At 52.5% G+C, this 20439-nt stretch carries 24 protein-coding genes and 1 tRNA gene; 5 read left to right on the top strand and 20 right to left on the bottom strand.

The window, feature by feature from the left end:
- Positions 1-135: 135 nt before the first annotated feature.
- The 4 genes from H627_RS0110535 to H627_RS0110520 form a co-directional block, all read right to left on the bottom strand.
- Positions 136-402 carry a hypothetical protein gene (locus tag H627_RS0110535; RefSeq protein ID WP_027828927.1) on the bottom strand — a complete coding sequence of 89 codons (267 nt, stop codon included), beginning with the start codon at positions 400-402 and terminating at the stop codon, positions 136-138.
- Entirely contained in the window at positions 402-542 is a 141-nt protein-coding gene (locus H627_RS20115) for a hypothetical protein (RefSeq protein ID WP_155827916.1), read from the bottom strand. Before H627_RS20115 ends, H627_RS0110535 begins: the two co-directional genes overlap by 1 nt.
- A 122-nt stretch (positions 543-664) precedes the next feature.
- A complete protein-coding gene (locus H627_RS0110525; protein WP_027828926.1) occupies positions 665-997 on the bottom strand; it encodes a DUF771 domain-containing protein in 333 nt (110 codons plus the stop codon).
- Between the two features lie 19 nt (positions 998-1016).
- Complete coding sequence (locus tag H627_RS0110520) at positions 1017-1232, bottom strand: hypothetical protein (RefSeq protein WP_027828925.1); 216 nt, start codon at positions 1230-1232, stop codon at positions 1017-1019.
- A 257-nt stretch (positions 1233-1489) separates the two neighbouring features.
- Here H627_RS0110520 and H627_RS0110515 point away from each other — a divergent pair, with 257 nt between their 5' ends.
- From H627_RS0110515 to H627_RS17975, 4 genes are all read left to right on the top strand, one after another.
- Positions 1490-1831, top strand: a complete 342-nt coding sequence (locus tag H627_RS0110515) for a helix-turn-helix domain-containing protein (protein WP_027828924.1) — start codon at positions 1490-1492, stop codon at positions 1829-1831.
- Positions 1832-1840: 9 nt separating this feature from the next.
- Positions 1841-2266, top strand: coding sequence for a hypothetical protein (locus H627_RS0110510; protein WP_027828923.1), 426 nt, complete (start codon positions 1841-1843; stop codon positions 2264-2266).
- A 76-nt stretch (positions 2267-2342) separates the two neighbouring features.
- Positions 2343-3209 (top strand): hypothetical protein, encoded by an 867-nt coding sequence (locus H627_RS20685; protein WP_226999170.1) that lies wholly within the window; start codon positions 2343-2345, stop codon positions 3207-3209.
- Between the two features lie 118 nt (positions 3210-3327).
- Complete coding sequence (locus tag H627_RS17975) at positions 3328-4503, top strand: tyrosine-type recombinase/integrase (RefSeq protein WP_051225358.1); 1176 nt, start codon at positions 3328-3330, stop codon at positions 4501-4503.
- A 170-nt stretch (positions 4504-4673) separates the two neighbouring features.
- On the opposite strand, the gene H627_RS0110495 is transcribed toward H627_RS17975, so the two are convergent.
- The 8 genes from H627_RS0110495 to H627_RS0110460 all read right to left on the bottom strand — a co-directional run bounded on the left by H627_RS0110495 (position 4674) and on the right by H627_RS0110460 (position 9990).
- Positions 4674-4747, bottom strand: a tRNA-Arg gene (locus H627_RS0110495).
- A 46-nt stretch (positions 4748-4793) separates the two neighbouring features.
- Complete coding sequence (locus H627_RS0110490) at positions 4794-5231, bottom strand: DUF3284 domain-containing protein (RefSeq protein WP_027828922.1); 438 nt, start codon at positions 5229-5231, stop codon at positions 4794-4796.
- Entirely contained in the window at positions 5221-5421 is a 201-nt protein-coding gene (locus H627_RS0110485; protein WP_027828921.1) for a hypothetical protein, read from the bottom strand. Before H627_RS0110485 ends, H627_RS0110490 begins: the two co-directional genes overlap by 11 nt.
- Positions 5421-5645 (bottom strand): hypothetical protein, encoded by a 225-nt coding sequence (locus H627_RS0110480; RefSeq protein WP_027828920.1) that lies wholly within the window; start codon positions 5643-5645, stop codon positions 5421-5423. Before H627_RS0110480 ends, H627_RS0110485 begins: the two co-directional genes overlap by 1 nt.
- Positions 5646-5660: 15 nt before the next feature.
- Entirely contained in the window at positions 5661-7070 is a 1410-nt protein-coding gene (locus tag H627_RS0110475) for a PTS sugar transporter subunit IIC (RefSeq protein ID WP_027828919.1), read from the bottom strand.
- 99 nt (positions 7071-7169) lie between these two features.
- Positions 7170-7478, bottom strand: a complete 309-nt coding sequence (locus H627_RS0110470; protein WP_063515804.1) for a PTS lactose/cellobiose transporter subunit IIA — start codon at positions 7476-7478, stop codon at positions 7170-7172.
- A 243-nt stretch (positions 7479-7721) separates the two neighbouring features.
- Positions 7722-8987, bottom strand: a complete 1266-nt coding sequence (locus H627_RS0110465; protein WP_027828917.1) for a DEAD/DEAH box helicase — start codon at positions 8985-8987, stop codon at positions 7722-7724.
- Positions 8977-9990 (bottom strand): Gfo/Idh/MocA family protein, encoded by a 1014-nt coding sequence (locus H627_RS0110460; RefSeq protein ID WP_027828916.1) that lies wholly within the window; start codon positions 9988-9990, stop codon positions 8977-8979. The genes H627_RS0110465 and H627_RS0110460 overlap by 11 nt, the downstream gene beginning before the upstream one ends.
- 97 nt (positions 9991-10087) lie before the next feature.
- Between H627_RS0110460 and H627_RS17970 the strand changes: the two genes are divergently transcribed.
- Complete coding sequence (locus H627_RS17970) at positions 10088-10462, top strand: DUF4828 domain-containing protein (protein WP_051225357.1); 375 nt, start codon at positions 10088-10090, stop codon at positions 10460-10462.
- Here H627_RS17970 and H627_RS19330 read toward each other — a convergent pair.
- The 8 genes from H627_RS19330 to ligA all read right to left on the bottom strand — a co-directional run bounded on the left by H627_RS19330 (position 10422) and on the right by ligA (position 20437).
- The gene (locus tag H627_RS19330; protein WP_051225356.1) at positions 10422-11171 is read right to left on the bottom strand and encodes a GH25 family lysozyme; all 750 of its coding nucleotides are present in this window, start codon (positions 11169-11171) and stop codon (positions 10422-10424) included. The two genes, H627_RS17970 and H627_RS19330, sit on opposite strands and share 41 nt — an antisense overlap.
- 4 nt (positions 11172-11175) lie before the next feature.
- Positions 11176-12543 (bottom strand): 23S rRNA (uracil(1939)-C(5))-methyltransferase RlmD, encoded by a 1368-nt coding sequence (rlmD, locus tag H627_RS0110445; protein ID WP_027828915.1) that lies wholly within the window; start codon positions 12541-12543, stop codon positions 11176-11178.
- Between the two features lie 72 nt (positions 12544-12615).
- Positions 12616-13635 (bottom strand): diacylglycerol kinase, encoded by a 1020-nt coding sequence (locus H627_RS17960; RefSeq protein ID WP_081674887.1) that lies wholly within the window; start codon positions 13633-13635, stop codon positions 12616-12618.
- 32 nt (positions 13636-13667) lie between these two features.
- Positions 13668-15098 (bottom strand): Asp-tRNA(Asn)/Glu-tRNA(Gln) amidotransferase subunit GatB, encoded by a 1431-nt coding sequence (gene gatB, locus H627_RS0110435; protein WP_027828914.1) that lies wholly within the window; start codon positions 15096-15098, stop codon positions 13668-13670.
- Between the two features lie 2 nt (positions 15099-15100).
- Positions 15101-16573, bottom strand: a complete 1473-nt coding sequence (gene gatA, locus H627_RS0110430) for an Asp-tRNA(Asn)/Glu-tRNA(Gln) amidotransferase subunit GatA (protein ID WP_027828913.1) — start codon at positions 16571-16573, stop codon at positions 15101-15103.
- On the bottom strand, positions 16570-16872 hold the full coding sequence (gene gatC / locus H627_RS0110425; RefSeq protein ID WP_226999174.1) for an Asp-tRNA(Asn)/Glu-tRNA(Gln) amidotransferase subunit GatC: 303 nt from the start codon (positions 16870-16872) through the stop codon (positions 16570-16572). Before gatC ends, gatA begins: the two co-directional genes overlap by 4 nt.
- A 364-nt stretch (positions 16873-17236) precedes the next feature.
- Positions 17237-18373, bottom strand: coding sequence for a CamS family sex pheromone protein (locus tag H627_RS0110420; RefSeq protein ID WP_027828911.1), 1137 nt, complete (start codon positions 18371-18373; stop codon positions 17237-17239).
- A gap of 18 nt (positions 18374-18391) precedes the next feature.
- The gene (ligA, locus tag H627_RS0110415) at positions 18392-20437 is read right to left on the bottom strand and encodes an NAD-dependent DNA ligase LigA (protein WP_027828910.1); all 2046 of its coding nucleotides are present in this window, start codon (positions 20435-20437) and stop codon (positions 18392-18394) included.
- Positions 20438-20439 lie beyond the last annotated feature (2 nt).

The following is a 20439-nucleotide window of genomic DNA, read 5'->3' as shown; positions in this document are numbered from 1 at the left end:
GTGATCATCAGATTAGCGTACTTGGCGGCAATAGCCTTGGTCTGCTCAACCATGGCGTCATAATTCTGGATAGCCAGAGACGCCGGCGTAAATTTGACACCGAAGTTCGTGACAGATACTTCGTTTTGGTTTAAGCTATTCATGTAAAACATTCCCTTTCACATTGCCGTCTGACGTTGCCTCGTCGGCGGCTTTTTCTTTGGCCTCGTTACTGTCAATCCATTCCAGATCATCAAGTGCAGCTGCGGCCTGTTCAACATGCCGCTGATACTCTGGGTCTTCCAGCAGATCATCGTTATTCCGCGAATAATCAATCATCTGTAAAAGTTCGTCCCGCATCTGCCGTTCCTTCCGGTCATAGATTTGGCTGACCGTTTTGAATGAGATATATCGTGTGTCCATTACTGTTCCTCCATTCGTTTGTTTGCGATGAGCCGCAGATACAAGTGCCGCGAGAAGTCCCGCTGCCATTGGTCAGTGGCCCTGAAATGATACTCAACGACCGTCATGATACGGTGCTCGATGGTGTCCCCAAGTGTCATCGAAGTCATCCCCCTCTAGTACAGATTTGATAGCAATCTTAATCATCTGCCAGATAGCCGGTAGACAAATGCCGCCAAGAACGAAACTAAGAATGTCGATTGTGAGCATTAACGCTGACCTCCTAATCCCAACCTCCGTGACTGATGCGATCCAGGTTGTCCTCCATCCACTGAGCCATGACCGTAGCCTTAAACAAGTAACGGCCACTGCGACCGATCGGCCAAGACAGAATTGCACCAATTTTATCCAACTCATCTTTGTTGGGAATTAACACACGAGTTATCAGCTCCTCTCGCCGATAGCCGGACAATCGTTTTATGACATCTGTCATGGTCCAGCGAGCTCCAATCAGTGATTCTTCGACCGCTTGCTGTGACTGCTTCCGCAACTCATCTAGTTCAGTCTGAGTGAGCACAACCATATCGGTGTCAGTTGATAGTTTCACTTGCTGCATTTGGATCACCCACCCCGCATTATTCCGATTCTTCCATTTTCAAAACCTTGTAAATCTTCTGGCGAATCCGACGTGATTTCGGGTCCATACCGCCGTTGATTGCGCGGCTGACTTGCTGTGGCAATTCACCGATGATGACTGAAAGTCGCCGCTGGGTTACGTCCCGCTCAATCAAAGCAATCTTGATTTGCTTGGTAACCGCCTCGGCCTGTTGCACTAATTTTTCTTCTGGCAATTTTCTCGGTCCTTTCTGTTATTTGTTCATCAAGTAGTTGCAACTATTTAACAAATACGCTAAACTATGGGTATAGCAAATAAGCGGTACGCACCCATACTTCTACCAGTTTCACTCGCCAAAGTTGAATGCCGGTAGTGCTGATTTGTTGCACTGAATTACTTGATGAACTTAGTATAAGCGAATATGTTAAACAATGCAACACTTATTTGAACGTATTTGTTAAACTAGGTCTGTCAAAAAGGAGAAATGCCTTTATGACGCTGTTTGAACGAATCCAAACCACTGCAAAAAAAAGAGGGATGAGTCTTCGAGAGCTGAATAACCGTGCTGAACTTGGCACAAATGCAATTTATCGATGGAAGACATCAAAACCAGCAGCCGACAAATTACAGGCAGTTGCCGACGTTCTCCACGTCTCCGTGGATTACCTACTCGGCAACACTGACGATCAATCAACTGATTCAAAGAAACCAGTTGACTTGTCGGGAACAAACGTTTTTACTTATCAGGGGATGCCAATTCCGGAAGACGACTGGGAAATTATCCAGGATATTTTGAAGCGGCGCCGGGAACAACTTAAAAAGAAGAAAAGTTAGGGGCATAGTATGGATGACTGTATTTCGGATTTGCTTGGCCAGGTGCTCAATATTGCCTACGACAACGACATAGCAGTAATAATGAGACCATTTCACCACCCAGACACTCCGCCGTGTGCTGATTGTGAGACGCGGACGATCATCTTAAACAGCAACTGGCGAGAGCACAATGCCCTGCCGATGCATGCTGCTCACGAGGTAGAACACATTCTTAACGGAGATACCGGTACACTCTACTATCACAACTGCTACGCCAAATATGGGTCAGAAGGTGCTGCAAACCGTGGTGCCGTCGGAATACTTGTCCCCTTGTACTTTGCCGATGTGGAACCCGAGGATGCGAATTTATTCCAATTTATGGACAACCTCTGTATTCCCAGCAGCCTTGAAAGTTGGGTAAATAGCACGATCCAAAATTTCTACCTAGAAAAATAGCCCCTCCCCACTGCAATGGGAAGAGGCCGAGAATTATTGCTTGCAACAATAATTGTAGCATAGGGAGAGAAAAATCATGAAGAAAGCTTTTGTTTTGGTTGGACTGGCGTTCTGCCTGATCTTTTTTGCAGGTTGCACCACATCAAGTAACGGGAGCAAGACAGGGACATCTGCCAGCAGCGGCCCGGTATTTGAAATCACCTCTGGAGTCAAGAACGGTAAAGCTGTACTTGATTCAGACCACTATATGAACGTCGGAGGAACTGCACCAGCCGGCGCCAAGTACGTCGCCTTCGTAATGGACGATTCCATCCTTGATGTTGTTAAGGTTACCAATGGAAAGTTTCACCTTCGCACGAACGGGGCGGGAGGTCCCTATCATTTGAAGCTTTATGCTTCAAAAAGCAAGATAGGCATAGGTGGAGATGTTAATAAACTGAAGGGCAAATCAATTGCCTTGAATGTCCCCAGTTCAACTAGTACGGTGTTAACTTCTGACCAGGGTTCTAGTGAGGAGAGCTCTAGTGAAGAATCGTCTGAAGAAGAATCCAGTAGTGAGTCCTCTGCTGCTGAGTCTTCATCGTTTAACCCATCAGATTATCAGCCTGGGGCGTCGTTCGACCAACTGGCAAGAACGCCTGACGATTACAAAGGTAAAAAGGTTTCATTCACTGGCAAAGTTATACAAGTCGTCGAAGGCGATGATGAAACAGACTTACGTGTGGCTATAGATGGCGACATTGACAATATTATTTTGGTTGGCTTTAACCCAGAAATCATGAACGGATCTCGCGTACTGGAAGATGACAAGATCACTTTCTACGGTATGAGTTTAGGAACGACCACATATGATTCAACGGCCGGCGGAAAAATCACAGTGCCACTAGTATACGCTGCCAAGATTGACGACAGCGGTAAAGCACCGGACGGTTACGGCTACTAGACAAAAAAACTGCCCACCCCATACCTTTGGCCGGGACGGGTGAGCAGACAAGCAAGAACTGCACTGGTAGTGCGCGCTCTTTGCATACACCAGTATATCAGAAAGAGAGGTAATCACAATGGCTACAATTACAAAACGCGGCAAACGATTCCAGGCGCGTGTGCCTTACTACGCACCAGATGGAACGCGAAAGTTTAAGGCAAAAACGTTCGATACGCAACGGGAAGCCAAATACTGGGCCAGCAAGAATGAGGTCGTCAACTTTGAGGATGGCACACTCTATGAGTCCATGGAGCCACTGCCGGAATATTTCAAGCGCTGGTACCTAACCTACAAGCAACCGCTAGTTGCGCCGGCATCAATGAAATGGTATGAATACACACTGACCATCCTAAACGATCACTTTGCCGGCGTACCTATCTCGAAGATCACCCATGATCAGTATCAGAAATTTTTGAACGAGATTGGAAAAGACCGGGTCAAGGCTACCGCAGTCCGTATTAACGGTCAAATTCGGATGGCTGTGAATAACGCGCTTGACGAAAATAAAATCCGTAGGGATTTTACCCGTGGAGCAGTCGCCACCGGTAGCCGTCAGAGCCGTTCGGCTGATTTGAAGTATCTCAACGCCGGTGAGTCAGAACGTGTGCTGGCATCGGTCACCAAAGGCCCAACACTGAATACTGTGACTAACTACATGATCGCCACAGCACTATACACTGGTGCTCGTCTTGCAGAAATCGGCGGATTGACCTGGGACGATATTAGTTGGACCTTCAAGACAATCCGAATCAACAAAACTTACGACTGGACGCAGCCCGGGCACTTCAAAGAGACAAAGAATATGCAGTCGCACCGGGTCATCAAAGTTAACGATGAACTGCTCACCCTCTTTAAACGCTTGAAGGACCAGCAGGAGCTCGGGCTTAATCGGTTGCACATCGCTAATCCACAAGGTCTGCTTTTTCTAAATGCCCAAGGCACCGTGCCAGGATCGTCAGGGGTAAACAAAATGCTGCGGAAAGTATTGAAGCGTGTGGAAGTCCGTCCAGAAGTCCAGGACCTGAGCTTCCACGGCTTGCGTCACACCCACGCCAGTTATTTACTTTTCAAGGGTATCTCCGTTTACTACATTTCAAAGCGTCTCGGCCACCGGGATATTACCACCACCCTTTCGATCTACAGCCACGTCCTCAATGAACTGGAAAACGAGGAGAGCAACAAAACATTGGTCGCTCTTACGGCGATGCGAGATGACGGGGAAGAAGAAGCCGAGAAACGCCAGACCCGTTGAGCCCGTACGTTGCGCACAGGGTGGCTGTGCGCACAGCATTTTTCACCCCACTGCGCACAGTTTGCGCACAGAAACTTTATAAGCAGGGGTAACCGGGGACAAAGAAAAAGCAGAAATGCTGTATTATCAACGTTTCTGCTAAGGCTGGAAAAGCCTGGAACACATATAAATGTGCCCTGAGGGATTCGAACTCTCGACCTGCGGTTTAGGAGACCGCCGCTCTATCCGACTGAGCTAAGAGCACATACTCAGTCTATGATATAGAACGACACGCAGGTTGTAAAGTGTGATCAGCTGGCGGCCTGACCGTCTTGATGGTACTCTTCGGTCATTTTCGCCAGCATCTTCTTGAAGTTGCGCTTACGGCCCCAACCCAGCAGGAAACTGGTCAAGATATCGTTGGCCCGTTGCAGACCGCCCTTGGAATCAATCTTTTCAGTATAGACCAGGGTCGTATGCTCTGCATCCACCGCTGTGAGCGCGTAGCGTACCGTGTACGCATTACGGGACGTGGTGGTCGTGTAAGCATACTCCTGATTCGGTTCCAGGGTCAGGATCTGCAACGTGGCCTGCTGGTGATTGGCGAACGTTTTAGTGTACTTCAGACCGGCCAATTGGGTCTCCTGAAGCGGTTTCCCAGTCTGTCGCCGGGCATCATACAAAACGGACTCGATGATTTTGTGCCAGAGATACTTCGCCGGCACATTCAGTGTTTGTTTAATCTCCATGTTTCTGCGAATGCTCCTTTCCCTTGGCGGCTAAGCGATAACCCATGACAGCGTCATAGATCCCAATCAGGAGCACGAAGGCCCCGCCGCCCAGCCACCAATAATTGAGATGGGTGGCACTCCCGTAGAAGGGACTAAACACCATCATCAACAAGCCCAAGCTCATGATGAACAGACTGCGCTTGCGCATTACTTCTCGACGCCTGCCTGGAAGAACAGCACGCTGCCCCACTGCTGGGCCTTGATTGCCTTCTTCGCATTGGCTGCCGCCGCCTCTAAGTCGTCAGCATCCGTCTGGAAGACCAGTTTCATACCATTGTGACTGGTGAGCTTGTAGTGGACCCCATTCACAGTTTGATCATCCAGCAAGGCAATAATCTTATCCTGTTGGATCGGTGCATTCAAGAAAATCATTAATTGATTACTCCTTTACGAAATCTCGTCTGGCTTGATCCGATTGGACGCGATAACAAATGGTGCCCAAATCAGGAAGCCCACGGCGAAGTTAATCAGTTGCAATACCGGCGCACGCCAATCGGCCGTGGCCAGGAACGAGTTGAAGAACGGCGGAATATTCCACACCACTTGGTTCTTGATCGGGGCGACCAACCCGTGGGTCACCGCGAAGTAGGCGATGGAGACCATGACGGTTGGGGCCAACACGAACGGAATGAAGTAGATGGCATTCAGCACGATGGGCAGACCGAACATAACCGGTTCATTAATGTTGAAGATCCCCGGGGCAATGGCCAAGTTCGCCACCGCGCGTTCATCCGGCCGTTTGGAGAAAATGAAAATCGCAATAAGCAGGATCAGCGTACTGCCGGCACCGCCCATCCAAGCATACAGGTCAAAGGATGTCCGGGTCCAAAGGAATGGCAGTTTAGCGCCTGGATTAGCCGCTGCGGTATTGATGTTCTGATACTGGGCAGTCAGCCAAATGGCATCCAGGATTGGGCCCAACACGTTGGTCCCGTGGATCCCAAAGAACCAAAAGATCTGGACTAGAACCGTCAGCAGCAGAACCATCCCATACCCCTGGGACGCATGCAGCAACGGTTCTTGAATCACTTTGGCCACCCAATCCACGAAAGCTTGGTTAGTCAGCTTGGTGAAGCCCCAAGTGAAGATACCGACGACATAGAACGCCGCGGACGCCGGAATGATCGCGGCGAAGGCTTGCGTGACCGCGGGCGGCACACCGTCGGGCATCTTGATGGTGATGTTCTTCTTCATCAGGAAGATGTAGATGGCAATGGCAACGCCGCCAATGATCATGGCGGTGAACAGCCCTTGGGAACCGAATTGGCCGTTAAAATTGAAGAAACCCCAGCCGCTGGTACCTAAATGATGCACCATTTTGCCGGTAGCGGCATCCTTAACGGTAGTCAGCGTCGCGCCGGCTTCCGTCAAAGTCTTAGCCGCCGCGCCCGTGATGGCGCGCGGTAATGCCGTCGTCACATTAGCTGCTTGGGTCAAGGCCATCAGGAAGGCACCCAAGGTCACGATCCCGCCGGACAGCGGCTCAACTTTGTACTGCTTGGCCATATGATAGCCGAAGGTCGCCGCAAAGATCAAGCCGATCACGGCGATGGTACCGGTCCAAACTTGGCCGTTGATCCCGATCAGCCATTGCATGGACTCAGCAAATTTGGTCCAACCCATTTGTGTCGGAATATCCCGCACAAACGTGTTTAAAATTAATGCGATGGAGCCGGCCATAGTGGCCGGCATTGTGGCGATAAAAGCATCCCGCAGAGCAACCAGCCAGCGAATTGAGCCGATTTTGGTCGCCACTGGCACGATGTACTTCTCCAACCAGCGTATTAATCCGTTCATGAAGTTTCTCCTCTCGATTTTTCACCCACCTGCCCTCACCCCGGTTCCGAGGACAGCAAGGCCGGCCACCGCCCGGTGACCGGCACAGGTGGTCGGTGTTTACTTGCCTTCCTTAGCTAACCGTTTGTACAAATCAACGATTTCCCCGGCTAAGTCCCGGAAAGTAATGGCATTCATGATGTGATCTTGGGCATGGACCATCAAAAGTGTGACCTTGACGTGGTTGCCTTGCGCTTCCTGCGTCAGCATCCCCGTTTGGGCGTTGTGTGCATCCGTCAGCGCGTTATCCGCATCCTTCAGCTTCTGATCCGCCGTTTCAAAGTCGTTCTTCTTTGCGGCCATAATGGCCTCCATGGCGCTGCTCTTGGCGTTGCCACCGTTAATAATAAGACCCATGACAGCTTCCATGTTGTCGTTATCTTCATCTGCCAATATGTCCACCTGCTTTCTTAAATGATTTTTGGTGCTATGCTGTTTCCCACGTTTTCAGCATAACACATTGAAAAAACGTCCAGCAACAATAATAACAGTTATTTGGGCCCTTTTGGGAACGAATTCATGATTCTCGGTAAAAAACGCGTCTGCATCTCTGCAAACGCGTTCAGACCGGGATTTTGGAGAAGCCGGTGGCTGTTATTTTTAAAATAACAATTACCAGTGCTTGCCCACGTTCTTTTTGTTCCGCCAGCGTTCCTTGCGCTTCTTCCGCTTTTTGGCACTGGCTTCCTCCTCTTCAGCACTGGTGAGCGCCTTCTTTCGCGGTTTGCGCGCAGAGGGTGCAGGGGGCTCACTGGTTGTTGCGGAATTTGCCGGCTGATGCTTTGCCGTCGGCTTAGTTTCCCCAGGTTCAGTTTCTAGGGCAATGCGGTCCCCCACCAAATGGCGCAGATCCCGCAGATCATGGTCATTTCCCAGGTTATAAATCGTCCCTGGGGCCCCCTGCCGGCCGGTACGGCCAGTGCGGTGAATGTAGGTCGTCAAGGTGTCCGGCAGCTCAAAATTGACCACTGCCGTCACATCAGCCACATCCAACCCCCGGGCGGCCACATCGGTGGTCAGCAGTAATGGTACTTTCCCGCTGCGGAAGTCCTGCAAGGCTTCAGCCCGCTGGACTTGCCGGCCATCGGTGATCAGCATACTGGCCGGCACATGCTGGTAGCGCAGCTGACTAGCCACTTTTTGCAGGACGTGCTTATGGTTGAAAAAGACAAAGATCCGCTGGTGCTTTTCCCGGGCTAAGCGCTCCAACACTTGAATTTTGCCGATCATCTGCCGATCCAGCAGTAAATGTTTGACCGGCCCTCGGCTCTTGTCCGTCTTGGTTTCGTCGACTAAGGTCAACTCTGGCCACGCTGCCTTGAATTCGCCTAAAATTGCCTGACTGTCAGTAGCCGAGAACAAACCCAGATTCGCCGTTTGCGGCAGACCGCCCCGGCGAATGCTGAGAATATCCGCCAACGCATCCGGTTCAAACGAATCGAACTCATCGACGATCAGGGTTTTGACGGTATCCAGCCGCAGTTTGCCCTCTTCCAGCAAATCGATGAAGCGGCCAACGGTGGCGACCACCGCTTCGGGCTTTTCGCGCAGACGTTTGATTTGCCGCTCCCGGTTGGCACTGCCAATCAAGCCTTGGAACCCAAGGTCTAGCGTTTTAGCCAAAGGCGTCAACACATCTCGAATCTGGATCGCCAGCTCCTGGGCGGGCACAATGATCACCAACTGCAACCCAGCCCCCGGTGTGAGCCGGCTCAGTGTCGGGATCCCATAGGCCAGAGTCTTCCCGGAACCAGTCGGCGCCACGCCAGCGACGGACTGACCGGCCAGCAACGGTGCGGCCACCGCGGTCTGGATCACCGTCTGCTGGGCAAAGCCCGTCTGCTGCCACAGTTGGGCCGCTTTTTCTTCATTCGTCATCAGTTGCCGCCTCCACCGTGACCGGAAAGTGCAGGCCCGCATCCTGGCGCAGTGCATACAAGACTTCGTTTACCCGGGCAGACAACTGGAATAGTTCCGCGAAGGCGGCCCGATCATTTTGCTGGATAATATCGACAAATCGGGCTAATTCACTGCTCATCCCATTGGCCGGCTGAGTCGTGGCAAGATCGTCAAACTGCTCCCCGCTGCCGTGGTAGTAACGTAATTGTTGCAATTCCGCAATATTGTCGGTCCATACCGTATCTTTGCCTAAATAGATCTCTGACGGCACTCGGCTTTGCACAGTCTTATCCGGACGCAGCACAACGGTGAAGTTGGGATAGGTCAAGGTGCCCACCCCGCCGCCATCGACACCAGTGGTCAGCATGTGCGGTTCATAATGGGCCGCCAGCGGTTTGCCGAACAAGGCAATTGCAGCGTAGACCAAATACACCCCTAAATCTTGGAGAGCGCCGCCAGCAAAGCGGGGACTGAAGATATTGGGTTCTTCACCGGCCAGGACCTGATCATACCGGCTGGAATACTTCGCGTAACTGAGCAGCGCACCGGTCACGGTGTGTCCGGCCAGCGCATGCTGCATTTTAATGAAGTTCGGCGTATGAATATGCCGCGCTGCTTCAAAATAATACTGGTGATTGCGGGCATTCAATAAGCGGGCGATCACAGCGAACTGGTCCGGGTTGGTAAAGGCCGGCTTTTCTGTGATCATGTGTTTACCAGCCAAGAGCACCGCTTTGGTTTGATCAAAATGCAGGTTGTTAGGGGAAGCAATGTAGACTAAATCAATGGTTGGATCGGCCAGCAGCGTATCCAAATCATCATAAACCGGCACGTTGGGCAGGCCAATGGTCGTCGCAAACGCTGCCCCGCGATCCGCATTCCGCGAATAAATGGCGCCGACTTCGGTTTGGGGATTTTCTTTCACAGCGGCAATAAATTCGTTGGTAATCATACTTGTACCAATTGTTGCGATTCTCAACATTGTATCCGATTCCTTTCTTTTTTGACTGCTAACACAAATGTAAGCCGTCTGCAACATATCCATGGTATGATAATTGTGAATCAAAGGAGGATGAATGATGCGGTCTTTACATTTATTGGCGAACATTAAGCATTTTGCTCGTCATATCGTTCCGAAAGCTAAAACAGTGCAGGCACCCGCACCCGACTTTTCACAGCGTTTCGTCGGCACCTGGTCGTTTTTGGACACCAAGACCCACCATAATCACCTGCTGAAGATCACCCCGGATCTCGTCATTCAAATCGATGGTCAAGAACTGCCCGGCCATATTACCGGTTTAGATGGCAGCGCTCTGACCTTTGTCGATCATTTCGGTTATCAATTGGTCGTGCATACGAACGAGCACGGCCCGGTTTCCGTCTATGACGAATCCAGCAACCTGAATTATCCAATCACGGCCGCGCACCCGCAAGGGCCAGCGCCGTCAGCGTAACATGGAATTGTTGTTGCCAGCGGGTCCGATCACCGTTGAAAGTCACCAGGGGTAAGGCAGTATTATGGGGGAATTTGCCCCGCTGGACAAAAAGCACAGTCTTCGCGGCGGTTTGGGCGTCGCTGTACCAGAGTGCATAATGACCAGTCAGGGCGTAACGATCAGCTAACTCAGTTGTGGTACGGACGATCATGGATCGTCCGTTTTTTTGCAGCAAACTCTGCATTGAGTTCAGCAGTGCGGTGACCCGCGCCCTGTCTGGCGGCGTACTTTCATAAGTACCGTACAAACTCAGGGTGACCGCCACCGGCAGATTGCCCCAGTTGCCCGCCACAGCCTTGGTCAAATTCGCCATTTGGGCCGCTGGCGTCGTGTCAAAACTCAAGGCATGCTCCACCCCGACGGCAAGCTGGGCGCCCTGGGCACTGGCCAAATTCTCGCCGACCCGATCGTCTTGATAGCTGGCCCCCTGGGCGGCATGAATATAAGCAAAACGGGCCCCAGCCTTTTTCAACGACGGAAAATCAATCGTTCCGTCTTCTTGACTGACCAAAGTCCCATTAACGGGATACTCGCCGCGGGTCAGGTCTACGGGAGCAAAATACCGCCAGGCCAAAACCCCAGCGATGATCACCGCGAGCAGCAGCAATAGCCACCAGACCCAATGCCGGCGAAACGTATTGGTATAAATTGGATCAGGGCGACGCACGGACTCACCTCAAATCTAATCGGGTGACACTCTCAATGTGGGGTGTCTGGGGAAACATATCGACGACCTGGGTGGGACTCGTCGCTTGGTAGCCTAAGGCTTGGAAGCGGACCAAATCCCGAGCCAGCGTTGCCGGATTACAACTGACGTAGATCACCCGAGGAATCTTCATCGCGCCCACCGTCGTAATAAAGGATTCCGCCAACCCTTTGCGGGGCGGGTCCACGATCAGCACATCGGCGGTGATCCCCTGCTGCTGCCAGCGGGGGAGGACGTCTTCCGCCGTGCCCACCATATAGTCGGCATTATCAATGCGATTCAGTGCCTTGTTGGCCTCCGCATCGGCCACCGCCTCCGGGACCACTTCCATCCCGTACACGTGATCAACTTGCGGGGCAATCGTTAGGCCAATGGTCCCGATCCCGGCATAGGCATCGATCACCGTCTCGTGCCTAGTAAATTCCGCCAGTTTTTGGGCAATTGCATACAACCGCGGCGTTTGAGCAGCGTTGATCTGGAAAAATGACTGGGGCGAAATCTTGAAACGCCGTTCGCCAATGGTATCTTCAATATAGCCGGGACCACTGATAATCTGATTGTCGCCGCTCAAAATCACATTGGTATTGGCTGCATTCACGTTCCACACCAGCGTAGTCAGATCCGGTACGGCCTTTTCAATCAATTGCGCCGCTTGCTTCAACATCGGTACGATCCGGGTCACCACCAAGACGATCATTACTTCCCCGGTCGTATGCCCCCGCCGCACCATAATATGCCGCAGCAGCCCGCGCCGAGTGCGCTCATCATACGCCGTAACGTCCAGATCTCGAAGAATATCCCGAACTGTGACGATGATCTCATCGATCCGCGGATCTTGAATGAAGAAATCTGTCAACGGGACCAAATGATGGCTTCGTTTGCGGAAAAAGCCGGTCGTCAGCGTACCGTTGATCATTTGCACCGGAATCTGGGCCTTGTTCCGGTATCCGGTTTGCTGGGGACTGGGGAGTGTAGGCAGCACCGGAATATCGAGATGCTGGGCAGCAAAGAGGTGTTTGACCTGATCTTGCTTGAATTGCAGCTGCGCAGAGTATTTCAAGTGGGCCAGCGGCGCAATGCCGGTTTGCAAATAATCTGCGAATTCACCGGCAACCCGATCGGGACTAGTGGTCAGCCGCTTGGTCACCCGAGCAAAGCCGTATTGTTTATTTGTGCGGGTAACCAATACGGTCACCTCCTCACCGGGCAATGCATTGTCGACAAACAACGGGTAATTATCGACCTTAACGACCCCCATCCCTTCATAAGTTAAATCCTGCACGGTGGTCGTCAGTTCCTGGCCTTGGCGTACTGGTACTGTGAATTTTGCCATACTGGTTCCTTTCTTCAATAGACACGACAAGGCTAAAGCCCCTGGGACCCTAGCCTTGTCTACTAAAATCAATTAATGTGCTGTGTCCTCGCTATCATTCGGGTGCGCATCGTGGAGGGCATGAACCGATGCAAGCAGTTTGCCCTTCACGACCTCATCTTGATCCGCGATGGCGTCGTCTGGAATCGCAGCCACGTTGGCAAAGGCCTGAATATGCTGCTTCAAGTTGACGAAATGCATCGGCGCATCGCCGCCGTATTCGCCATCCAGATTAACTTTCAACTGCTCACCGTGTTTAGCCGCCACGTCCAAGCGCTTAGTCTGCGTGTAAATGATTCGATCATCATTCACATGCCGGCCGCCGGTCAGCACCATCGTCAGCAATTGGACGATTTCCACCAGGTTGGCCGTCTTGACAATGATCAGCGTAAATTGACCGTCACCCAAGACCGCGTCCGGCGCAATTTGCTCCAGCCCGCCGACCGAGTTGGTCAGACTGAGGAAGAACATGGACGCCTCCCCGTCGTAAGTCCCCTCGTCGTAAGCTAAGTGCATCTGAATCGGCCGCATCCGCGGGAGCATCTCGGCCCCTTTCAACAGGTAGGCCAAATAGCCCAGGGCCGACTTGACGTCGGACTGTACCTCATAGGTCAGGTCCATCATATTACCGCCGCCGGCGATATTGACGAAATACTGGTCGTTGGCTTTGCCAATGTCCACACCGATATGCTGGCCCTTGGCAATGATCTTAGCCGCCCCCACCGGATCTTCCCGAGGAATCTTCAACGCTCGGGCGTAATCGTTGGTGGTGCCCACCGGAATGATTCCCAGCATCGGCCGGTGTTTCAGTCCAGCAATACCGTTGACCACTTCATTGATCGTGCCATCACCGCCGGCGGCCACCAGCAGATCGAAGCCGGCTAACGCGGCCCGCTTGGCCTCGGCCTGCGTGGAACCCTCTTCCGGCCGGGTGCGGAAGGTGCTGCTTTCATAGCCCGCGTCCTCCAGCACAGCCAGGACACCGGCTACATTGCGTTCCATGATTTCATGCCCGGAAACCGGGTTATAGAGGAGCCGTGCCCGTTTTACCATTCGTCTTCAATCCTTTTCCAAAACCATTTGTCTTACCGTTTCTTCAATTCTGCCATGAGAATCTGGTTCACAACCTGGGGATTGGCCTTACCGTGGGTCTGCTTCATGATCTGCCCCACTAAGAAGCCAACCGCCCGGTCCTTGCCGTTCTTGAAGTCTTCGATCGATTGACCATTATTGTCCAGAATACTATCAATGATCGGTGTCAGTACTGCCGGGTCAGATTGTTGGATCAAGCCTTTTTGCTCAACCCAAGCGCGGGGATCCGTATCACTGGTGATGATCTCTTGGAAGACCTTCTTTGCAATCTTGGAACTGATCGTGCCTTCGCTGACCAGCTTGATCATGCCGGCCAAGTGGTCAGGAGTCAGCTTGGTGGCTGACAAATCCACCTGCTGCTCGTTCAAGTAGGCATTCACATTGCCCATCAGCCAGTTGGCCGCTTGTTTCGCGGGCGCACCGGCTTTTACCGTCGCATCAAAGAAATCAGACATTTCTTTGGTCGCCGTCAAAACACCGGCATCATATTCCGGCAAACCGTAGTCGTTGACGTACCGCTCTCGCCGTTTGTTCGGCATCTCAGGAATTTCGCTGCCGATTTCGTCGATCCATTCCTGACTGATATGGAACGGCGGAATATCCGGTTCAGGGAAGTAGCGATAGTCGTCGGAACCTTCCTTGACCCGCATCAAGATCGTCGTCCCGGTGGGCTCATCGAACCGGCGGGTTTCCTGGCGAATTTCACCACCGGCCATGAGCACTTGAGCCTGGCGCTTTTCTTCGTACGCCAAGCCGTCCCGTACATGGGCAAAAGAGTTCAAGTTCTTCAGCTCGGCCTTGGTGCCCAGTGTATCGGAACCAATCGGGGCAATCGAAATGTTGGTATCCACCCGCATGGACCCTTCCTCCATCTTCACATCGGAGGCACCGGTGAACAGAATGATTTGCCGCAATTGTTCCAAGTAAGCATAAGCTTCATCTGGCGAGGCAATATCCGGTTCCGAGACAATTTCCACCAGCGGGGTGCCCTGCCGGTTCAAATCAACGTAAGAATAGCCGGACGCACCGTGAGTATTCTTCCCGGCATCTTCTTCCACGTGGAGTTCGTGGATCCCGATCTTCTTTTTCTTGCCCTTGACCTCAATCTCCACCCAGCCGTTCGTACCCAGCGGTCGTTCCTGCTGGGTGATCTGGTAAGCCTTGGGGTTATCGGGATAGAAATAGTTCTTTCGATCAAAGTGGGTCTCGTTGGTCACCTTGGCATGCAGAGCCAGCGCGACCATGATACCTAAGCGGTAAGCATTCTTATTCACCCGGGGCAAAACGCCAGGGAACCCGAAGTCGATCACGTTAGCCGCCGTGTTGGGGGCCTCACCGTAAGTCACTGGGGACGGGGAGAACATCTTCGTCTTTGTCTTCAGTTCAACGTGGACTTCCAAACCAATCGTGGTTTTAAAATTCATCCTTACTTCTCCCCTTTCATCGCAGTGGGTACCTGGGTGTAAAACTGAGTGGCCGCTTCAAAAGCGTCTGCCACTTTAAAGATGGTGGCTTCCGCCATGGGCTTGGCCATCAATTGCAGGCCGACCGGCATGCCGTCAACCAAGCCGGCGGGTACGGAGGCCGCCGGAATCCCAGCTAAGTTCGCCGGGATCGTCAAAATATCGTTCATGTACATGGTGACCGGATCGTTGACCTTTTCGCCAATCTTGAATGCCGGCGTCGGGGTCGTCGGTCCGACGATCAAATCATAATCCGCAAAGACCTTAGTGAAGTCATCCTGAATCAAGTGGCGAACCTTCGCAGCCTTATTGAAGTACGCATCGTAGAACCCAGCGGACAAGGAGAAAGTCCCCAGCATGATCCGCCGCTTCACTTCGTCGCCAAAGCCTTCAGAGCGGGTACGCACGTATACGTCTTCCAAATTCTTGACATCTTTCGCCCGGAAGCCGTAGCGAATGCCGTCAAACCGTTGCAGGTTGGAGCTGGCTTCGGAGGAAGCAATCAAATAATACGTGGGAACAGCGTACTTCGTGTGGGGCAGGCTGACCATATCCACGGTAGCGCCAAGCTTTTTCAGTGTATCCACCGCTTTTTCAATCGCGTCGCGCACCCCCTGGGCCACGCCTTCGCCTAAGTATTCTTCCGGAATCGCGATCCGCAAGCCCTTGATGTTACCGTCCATGGCGGCCAAATAATCAGGTACGGGGGCTGGCAGGCTGGTATCATCGTTCTCATCCTGGCCAGCGATCTGCTGGAGCACGATGGCGGAATCCTTGACCCGTCGGCTGAGCACACCGATTTGGTCTAAAGACGAGCCAAAGGCAATCAACCCCCAGCGGGAAACACGGCCATAGGTTGGCTTGATCCCGAAAATACCGTTGAAAGCGGCCGGCTGACGAATGGAGCCGCCAGTATCAGAACCTAAAGCGGCAACGACTTCGCCAGCAGCGACAGCCGCGGCTGAACCGCCGGATGACCCGCCCGGTACCCGATCTAAGTCCCAGGCATTGTGGGTCGGGCCATAATAAGAATTTTCAGTGGAGGAGCCCATGGCAAATTCATCCATGTTGGTTTTACCCACTAAGACTGCACCAGCCTCTTTCAAGCGGCTGGTGACGGTGGCGTCATAAACGGGAATAAAACCGGTCAGGATCTTGCTGGCAGCAGTGGTCAAAATGCCGTCGGTAATGATATTGTCCTTGATGGCGATAGGAATGCCAGCCAGTTGACGGTCCGCCGTGATCCCTTGGGTATCAGCCGCGGCCGCCTGTTTTTTGGCTTCATCCGCAGCTACCGTGATGAACGCCTTCGTTTGCTTATCTTTGGTCTGGATCTGATCCAGCGTATCGGCAGTCAATTGGGCTGCAGTGGTCTTTTGATTGACCAGGGCATCATGCAATGATGTGATGTCCTCTTCGAAGTAATTCGTACTCACGCTTCGCCCTCCCCGTTATCTAAAATAGACGGTACCTTGATTAAGCCGGCTTCCTTCTCGGGCACGTTTTGCAATAATTGGGTCCGGGTCTGCCAGTGTTCCGGTTTGTCTTCCCGGAATACATTGCTCAAATTGGTTACTTGGTACATGGGCGTGGTGTCGCCCACGTCGACCTCATCCAATTGGTCCGCCATCGCGATGATGTCTTCCATCTGTTTGGTGAAAGCGGTCAATTGGTCGTCGGTAAACTGCAGCTTGGCAAGGCCTGCCACGTGCGCAACTTGGTCACGATCGATCATGCCAGTCATTCCTTTCTGTCGGAGGTGGCAGAAATATCCATTCCAGCGTATCCAGTGCCAATGCGGAGCAATCGGAGGCTGAGGGGGATCAGCCATGGAAACAACACGGCGGCTTTGCCGCCGATGTTGTTAGGCGACTTTGAGACCGCGGTTTTTGCGGGCTCAAAGCGCCGTCATGGCGTTCCAGCCCCCTCAGCCGGAGATTGCGGAGCTTTGGCACGGCGTATCCGGAGCAGGCTTTCTGCCTATCCCTTTTACAAATTCTCACGTTTCATTCTACCATATAACGCCAAATGGTTTTTCACAGAAAAGAGCCATCGCGTGAGTTGTTTCAAACCCGTGCGGATGGCCCTTGGCGGTACTGTTAGTAGTTCTGCAAAATATTGATTGAAAATTCTTTGTCGCTGGCCCTGCGGCTGATGATGGCCTGGGTGGTATTGACGCTGGCGACAATGATCTGAATTGGCGCGTTGCTGGGGAGCAGTTTGTTGGCCACGGAGGCAACATAGTTGGTAAAACTCATGATTTCCGTTTGGCTATAAAACTGCGTCTGAATATTGACCGTCATCTGGGTCAAACTACCGTCGGTATAATGGACCGTGGCGGTAACGCCAGCTAAATTCGGGAAGAAATTCTGAACCTGCGTCTGAAAATTGGAAAAAGCGGTGGCGTCATTGCTATTGATCGCTTTAGCGTTATTTACCGTCGGCAGTACGCCGGATTGTTGATTTACCTTGTCCCACTTATCGAGGGTCTTGCCCGTCGCCGTGGCTTTTGCAAAAAACGATCCGGAGACCAGGCTGTCCTTTTCAGCTAAAGAATAGAGTGCCACAAAGATGGGCACATCGCCGACGCCCTCTTTGGCCCGCAAGCGGGTCACAACTTCCTGGGCAATCTTCTTGCCTTGGGTCTCCTGCTGATCGGCGCTGATTTTTGTCTGATAAGTAGCGCCATACTGTTCTTTTTGATAATAATCAACAGCATTCATCCCCAGGGCGATACTGATCCCGCCCAGGGTAGTCTTCGACCCTGAACCGGTGACGAAGTCCTGCTCCAACATCGTGCCCAAATATTCCGGAGTCCGTTTATCCGGATCCGTCGAGCCGTTGCTGGCCGGATTCAACCCGGTACTATTGCTCTTGGACTGCCGGCCCAGCCAGTTTTGAACATTGCTGCTGGTCAAGTATTGACCCTCCTGGAAGGAATATTTATCTGGTGAGAATACCCCTTCGGACAATTGCAGCAAACCGGTTTCCATGCCTTTTACATCCAAGCTGTTATTGGCATAATCGGCTGCGACGCCGCGGGCGGCACTCGTCTTATAATGACCCTCAGTCACGATACTATTGTATCCGGTACTGCTATAGTTGCCGGTGGTTTGTACTTTGCGATTGCTGGTCGTGCTCGTGGTACTGGTACTTGAACTGGAGGCAAGTTTGCCGCATCCCCCAAGAACCAGTAACAAAGCCATGGCGATCAGCGCCAGAATGCGTTTCCACATCAGTTTCCTTCAACTCCGTTATTCTGTTTGACTTTCCTTTAACATTGCTGCTAATTGATCGGCGTCAATGATTTGGACCCCTAACCGCTGGGCCTTGTCTGCTTTGCTGCCGGGGTCCTCCCCGGCCACGACCATCGTGGTCTTCTTTGATACCGAACCGGTCACATGAGCGCCTAAAGCAGTCAGTTGATCCGTTAAGCCCTTGCGGGAGAAATCAGCGAACTTACCGGTAATCACCACCGTCTGACCGTTAAACGGCGAGTCGGCGGCAGCCTCCGCTTCAGCGGCCGGACCGGTATAAGTCATATTCACGCCGACGGCTGCCAGCTCGTTGATCAAGCTTTGCGCCCCCGGATTACTGACGAAAGCGGTGATGCTTTGCCCAATCGTCGGGCCAATTGTTTTAATGGCCGTAATCTCATCGGCACTGGCCGCCATGATTTTATCCATGGTACCAAAGGCCTGGGCAATCAGCTGAGCGGCTTTGGCACCCACATGGTCGATCCCTAACCCAAACAATAACCGTTCCAGAGAGTTCTGTCGACTCCCAGCGATGGCATTTAACAAATTGCTAATGGACTTTTCCTTAAAACCGGGCAGATCAGCCAGATCGGCTGCTGTTAACCGGTACAAATCAGCAATGTCACTGACTAATTTGTGAGAATACAGCAGCGCCACCACTTTAGGCCCAAGCCCCGTGATATCCATGGCATCTCGGGAGGCAAAGTGGGTCAGCCCCTCCGTAATTTGGGCCGGACATTTCGGATTCACACAGCGCAGTGCCACTTCATCCATTAAATGGACCAGCGGCTGGCCGCAGGATGGACAGGCCGTCGGCGGCTGGTACGGCGCCGCGTCCGCGGGCCGTTTTTCGGTCACCACGCGCGAGACTTCGGGGATGATATCGCCAGCCTTGAACAGCTCAACGGTATCCCCAATTCGGATATCCTTTTCTTTCAGCATATCCACATTATGCAGCGTCGCCCGGCTGACCGTGGTCCCGGCCAGCTGCACCGGATCCATCACGGCGGTGGGCGTTACCACGCCGGTACGGCCCACCGTCCAAGTGATCTCCCGCACGATAGTTCGAGCCATCTCTGGTGGGAACTTATAGGCAATTTCCCACCGGGGGACCTTCACCGTATTACCCAGTTGTGCTTGCAAGTCAAGATCATTCACCTTCAAAACGATCCCGTCAATGCCGTAATCCAATGTCTGGCGCTGCGGCGTCATATCCGTGATGTAATGGTCCACATCGGTCAAGGTACGACAGACCCGACTGTTAGGATTCACCGGGAACCCCCACTCGCTCAGCGTCCGCAGCGCGTCTGCCTGGGTGGTAATGCCATAGTCCTGGGCATTAACGATGGTGTACAGCCAGACGGATAAATCCCGCTCGCGGGTGATCCGAGGATTGAGCTGACGCAAAGAGCCTGCTGCAGCGTTGCGGGGGTTGGCAAAAACTGCCTCGCCCCGCTGTTCCCGGTCTTCATTGAGCTTAGCAAAAGACGACACGGGCATGTAACATTCGCCCCGGACTTCTACATCAATCGGCCGCGGCAGCGTCCGCGGTACGGCCTTGATCGTCTTGATATTAGCGGTCACATCTTCGCCGATGATTCCATCGCCGCGCGTCGACGCTTGGGTCAGTTTGCCGCCCTGATACACCAAGGAAAGAGCGAGCCCGTCGATCTTTAATTCTGCATTATAGGTCACGGCTGACCCGACGCTGCCCTGCAGGCGATCATCGAAAGTCTTGAGTTCGTCGACAGAAAAGACGTCGCCCATGGACAGCATGGGAATATCGTGGCGGACCTTGGTAAAACCGGGCAGTGTTTCATCTCCCACCAATTGGGTGGGAGAATCCGGCGTGATCAGCTGAGGAAACTTTTTCTCTAAAGCCTGCAAATCGTTGTATGCGGTATCGTACACGTAGTCTTCCACCAAGGGCTGATCCTTGGTGTAATAAGCTTCCCGGTACTGATTGACTTGGGCCCGCAGTTTCTTCAATGCCGCCGCCGCACTGGTTTCATCATATTGGTCTAACGGTTTAGGTAAAGTCATCG

It is taken from the genome of Schleiferilactobacillus harbinensis DSM 16991 (genome assembly GCF_000425885.1).
Taxonomy (GTDB): domain Bacteria; phylum Bacillota; class Bacilli; order Lactobacillales; family Lactobacillaceae; genus Schleiferilactobacillus; species Schleiferilactobacillus harbinensis.
Note: the sequence above shows the minus strand (reverse complement) of the source record. Positions and strands in the feature narration are given on the sequence as shown.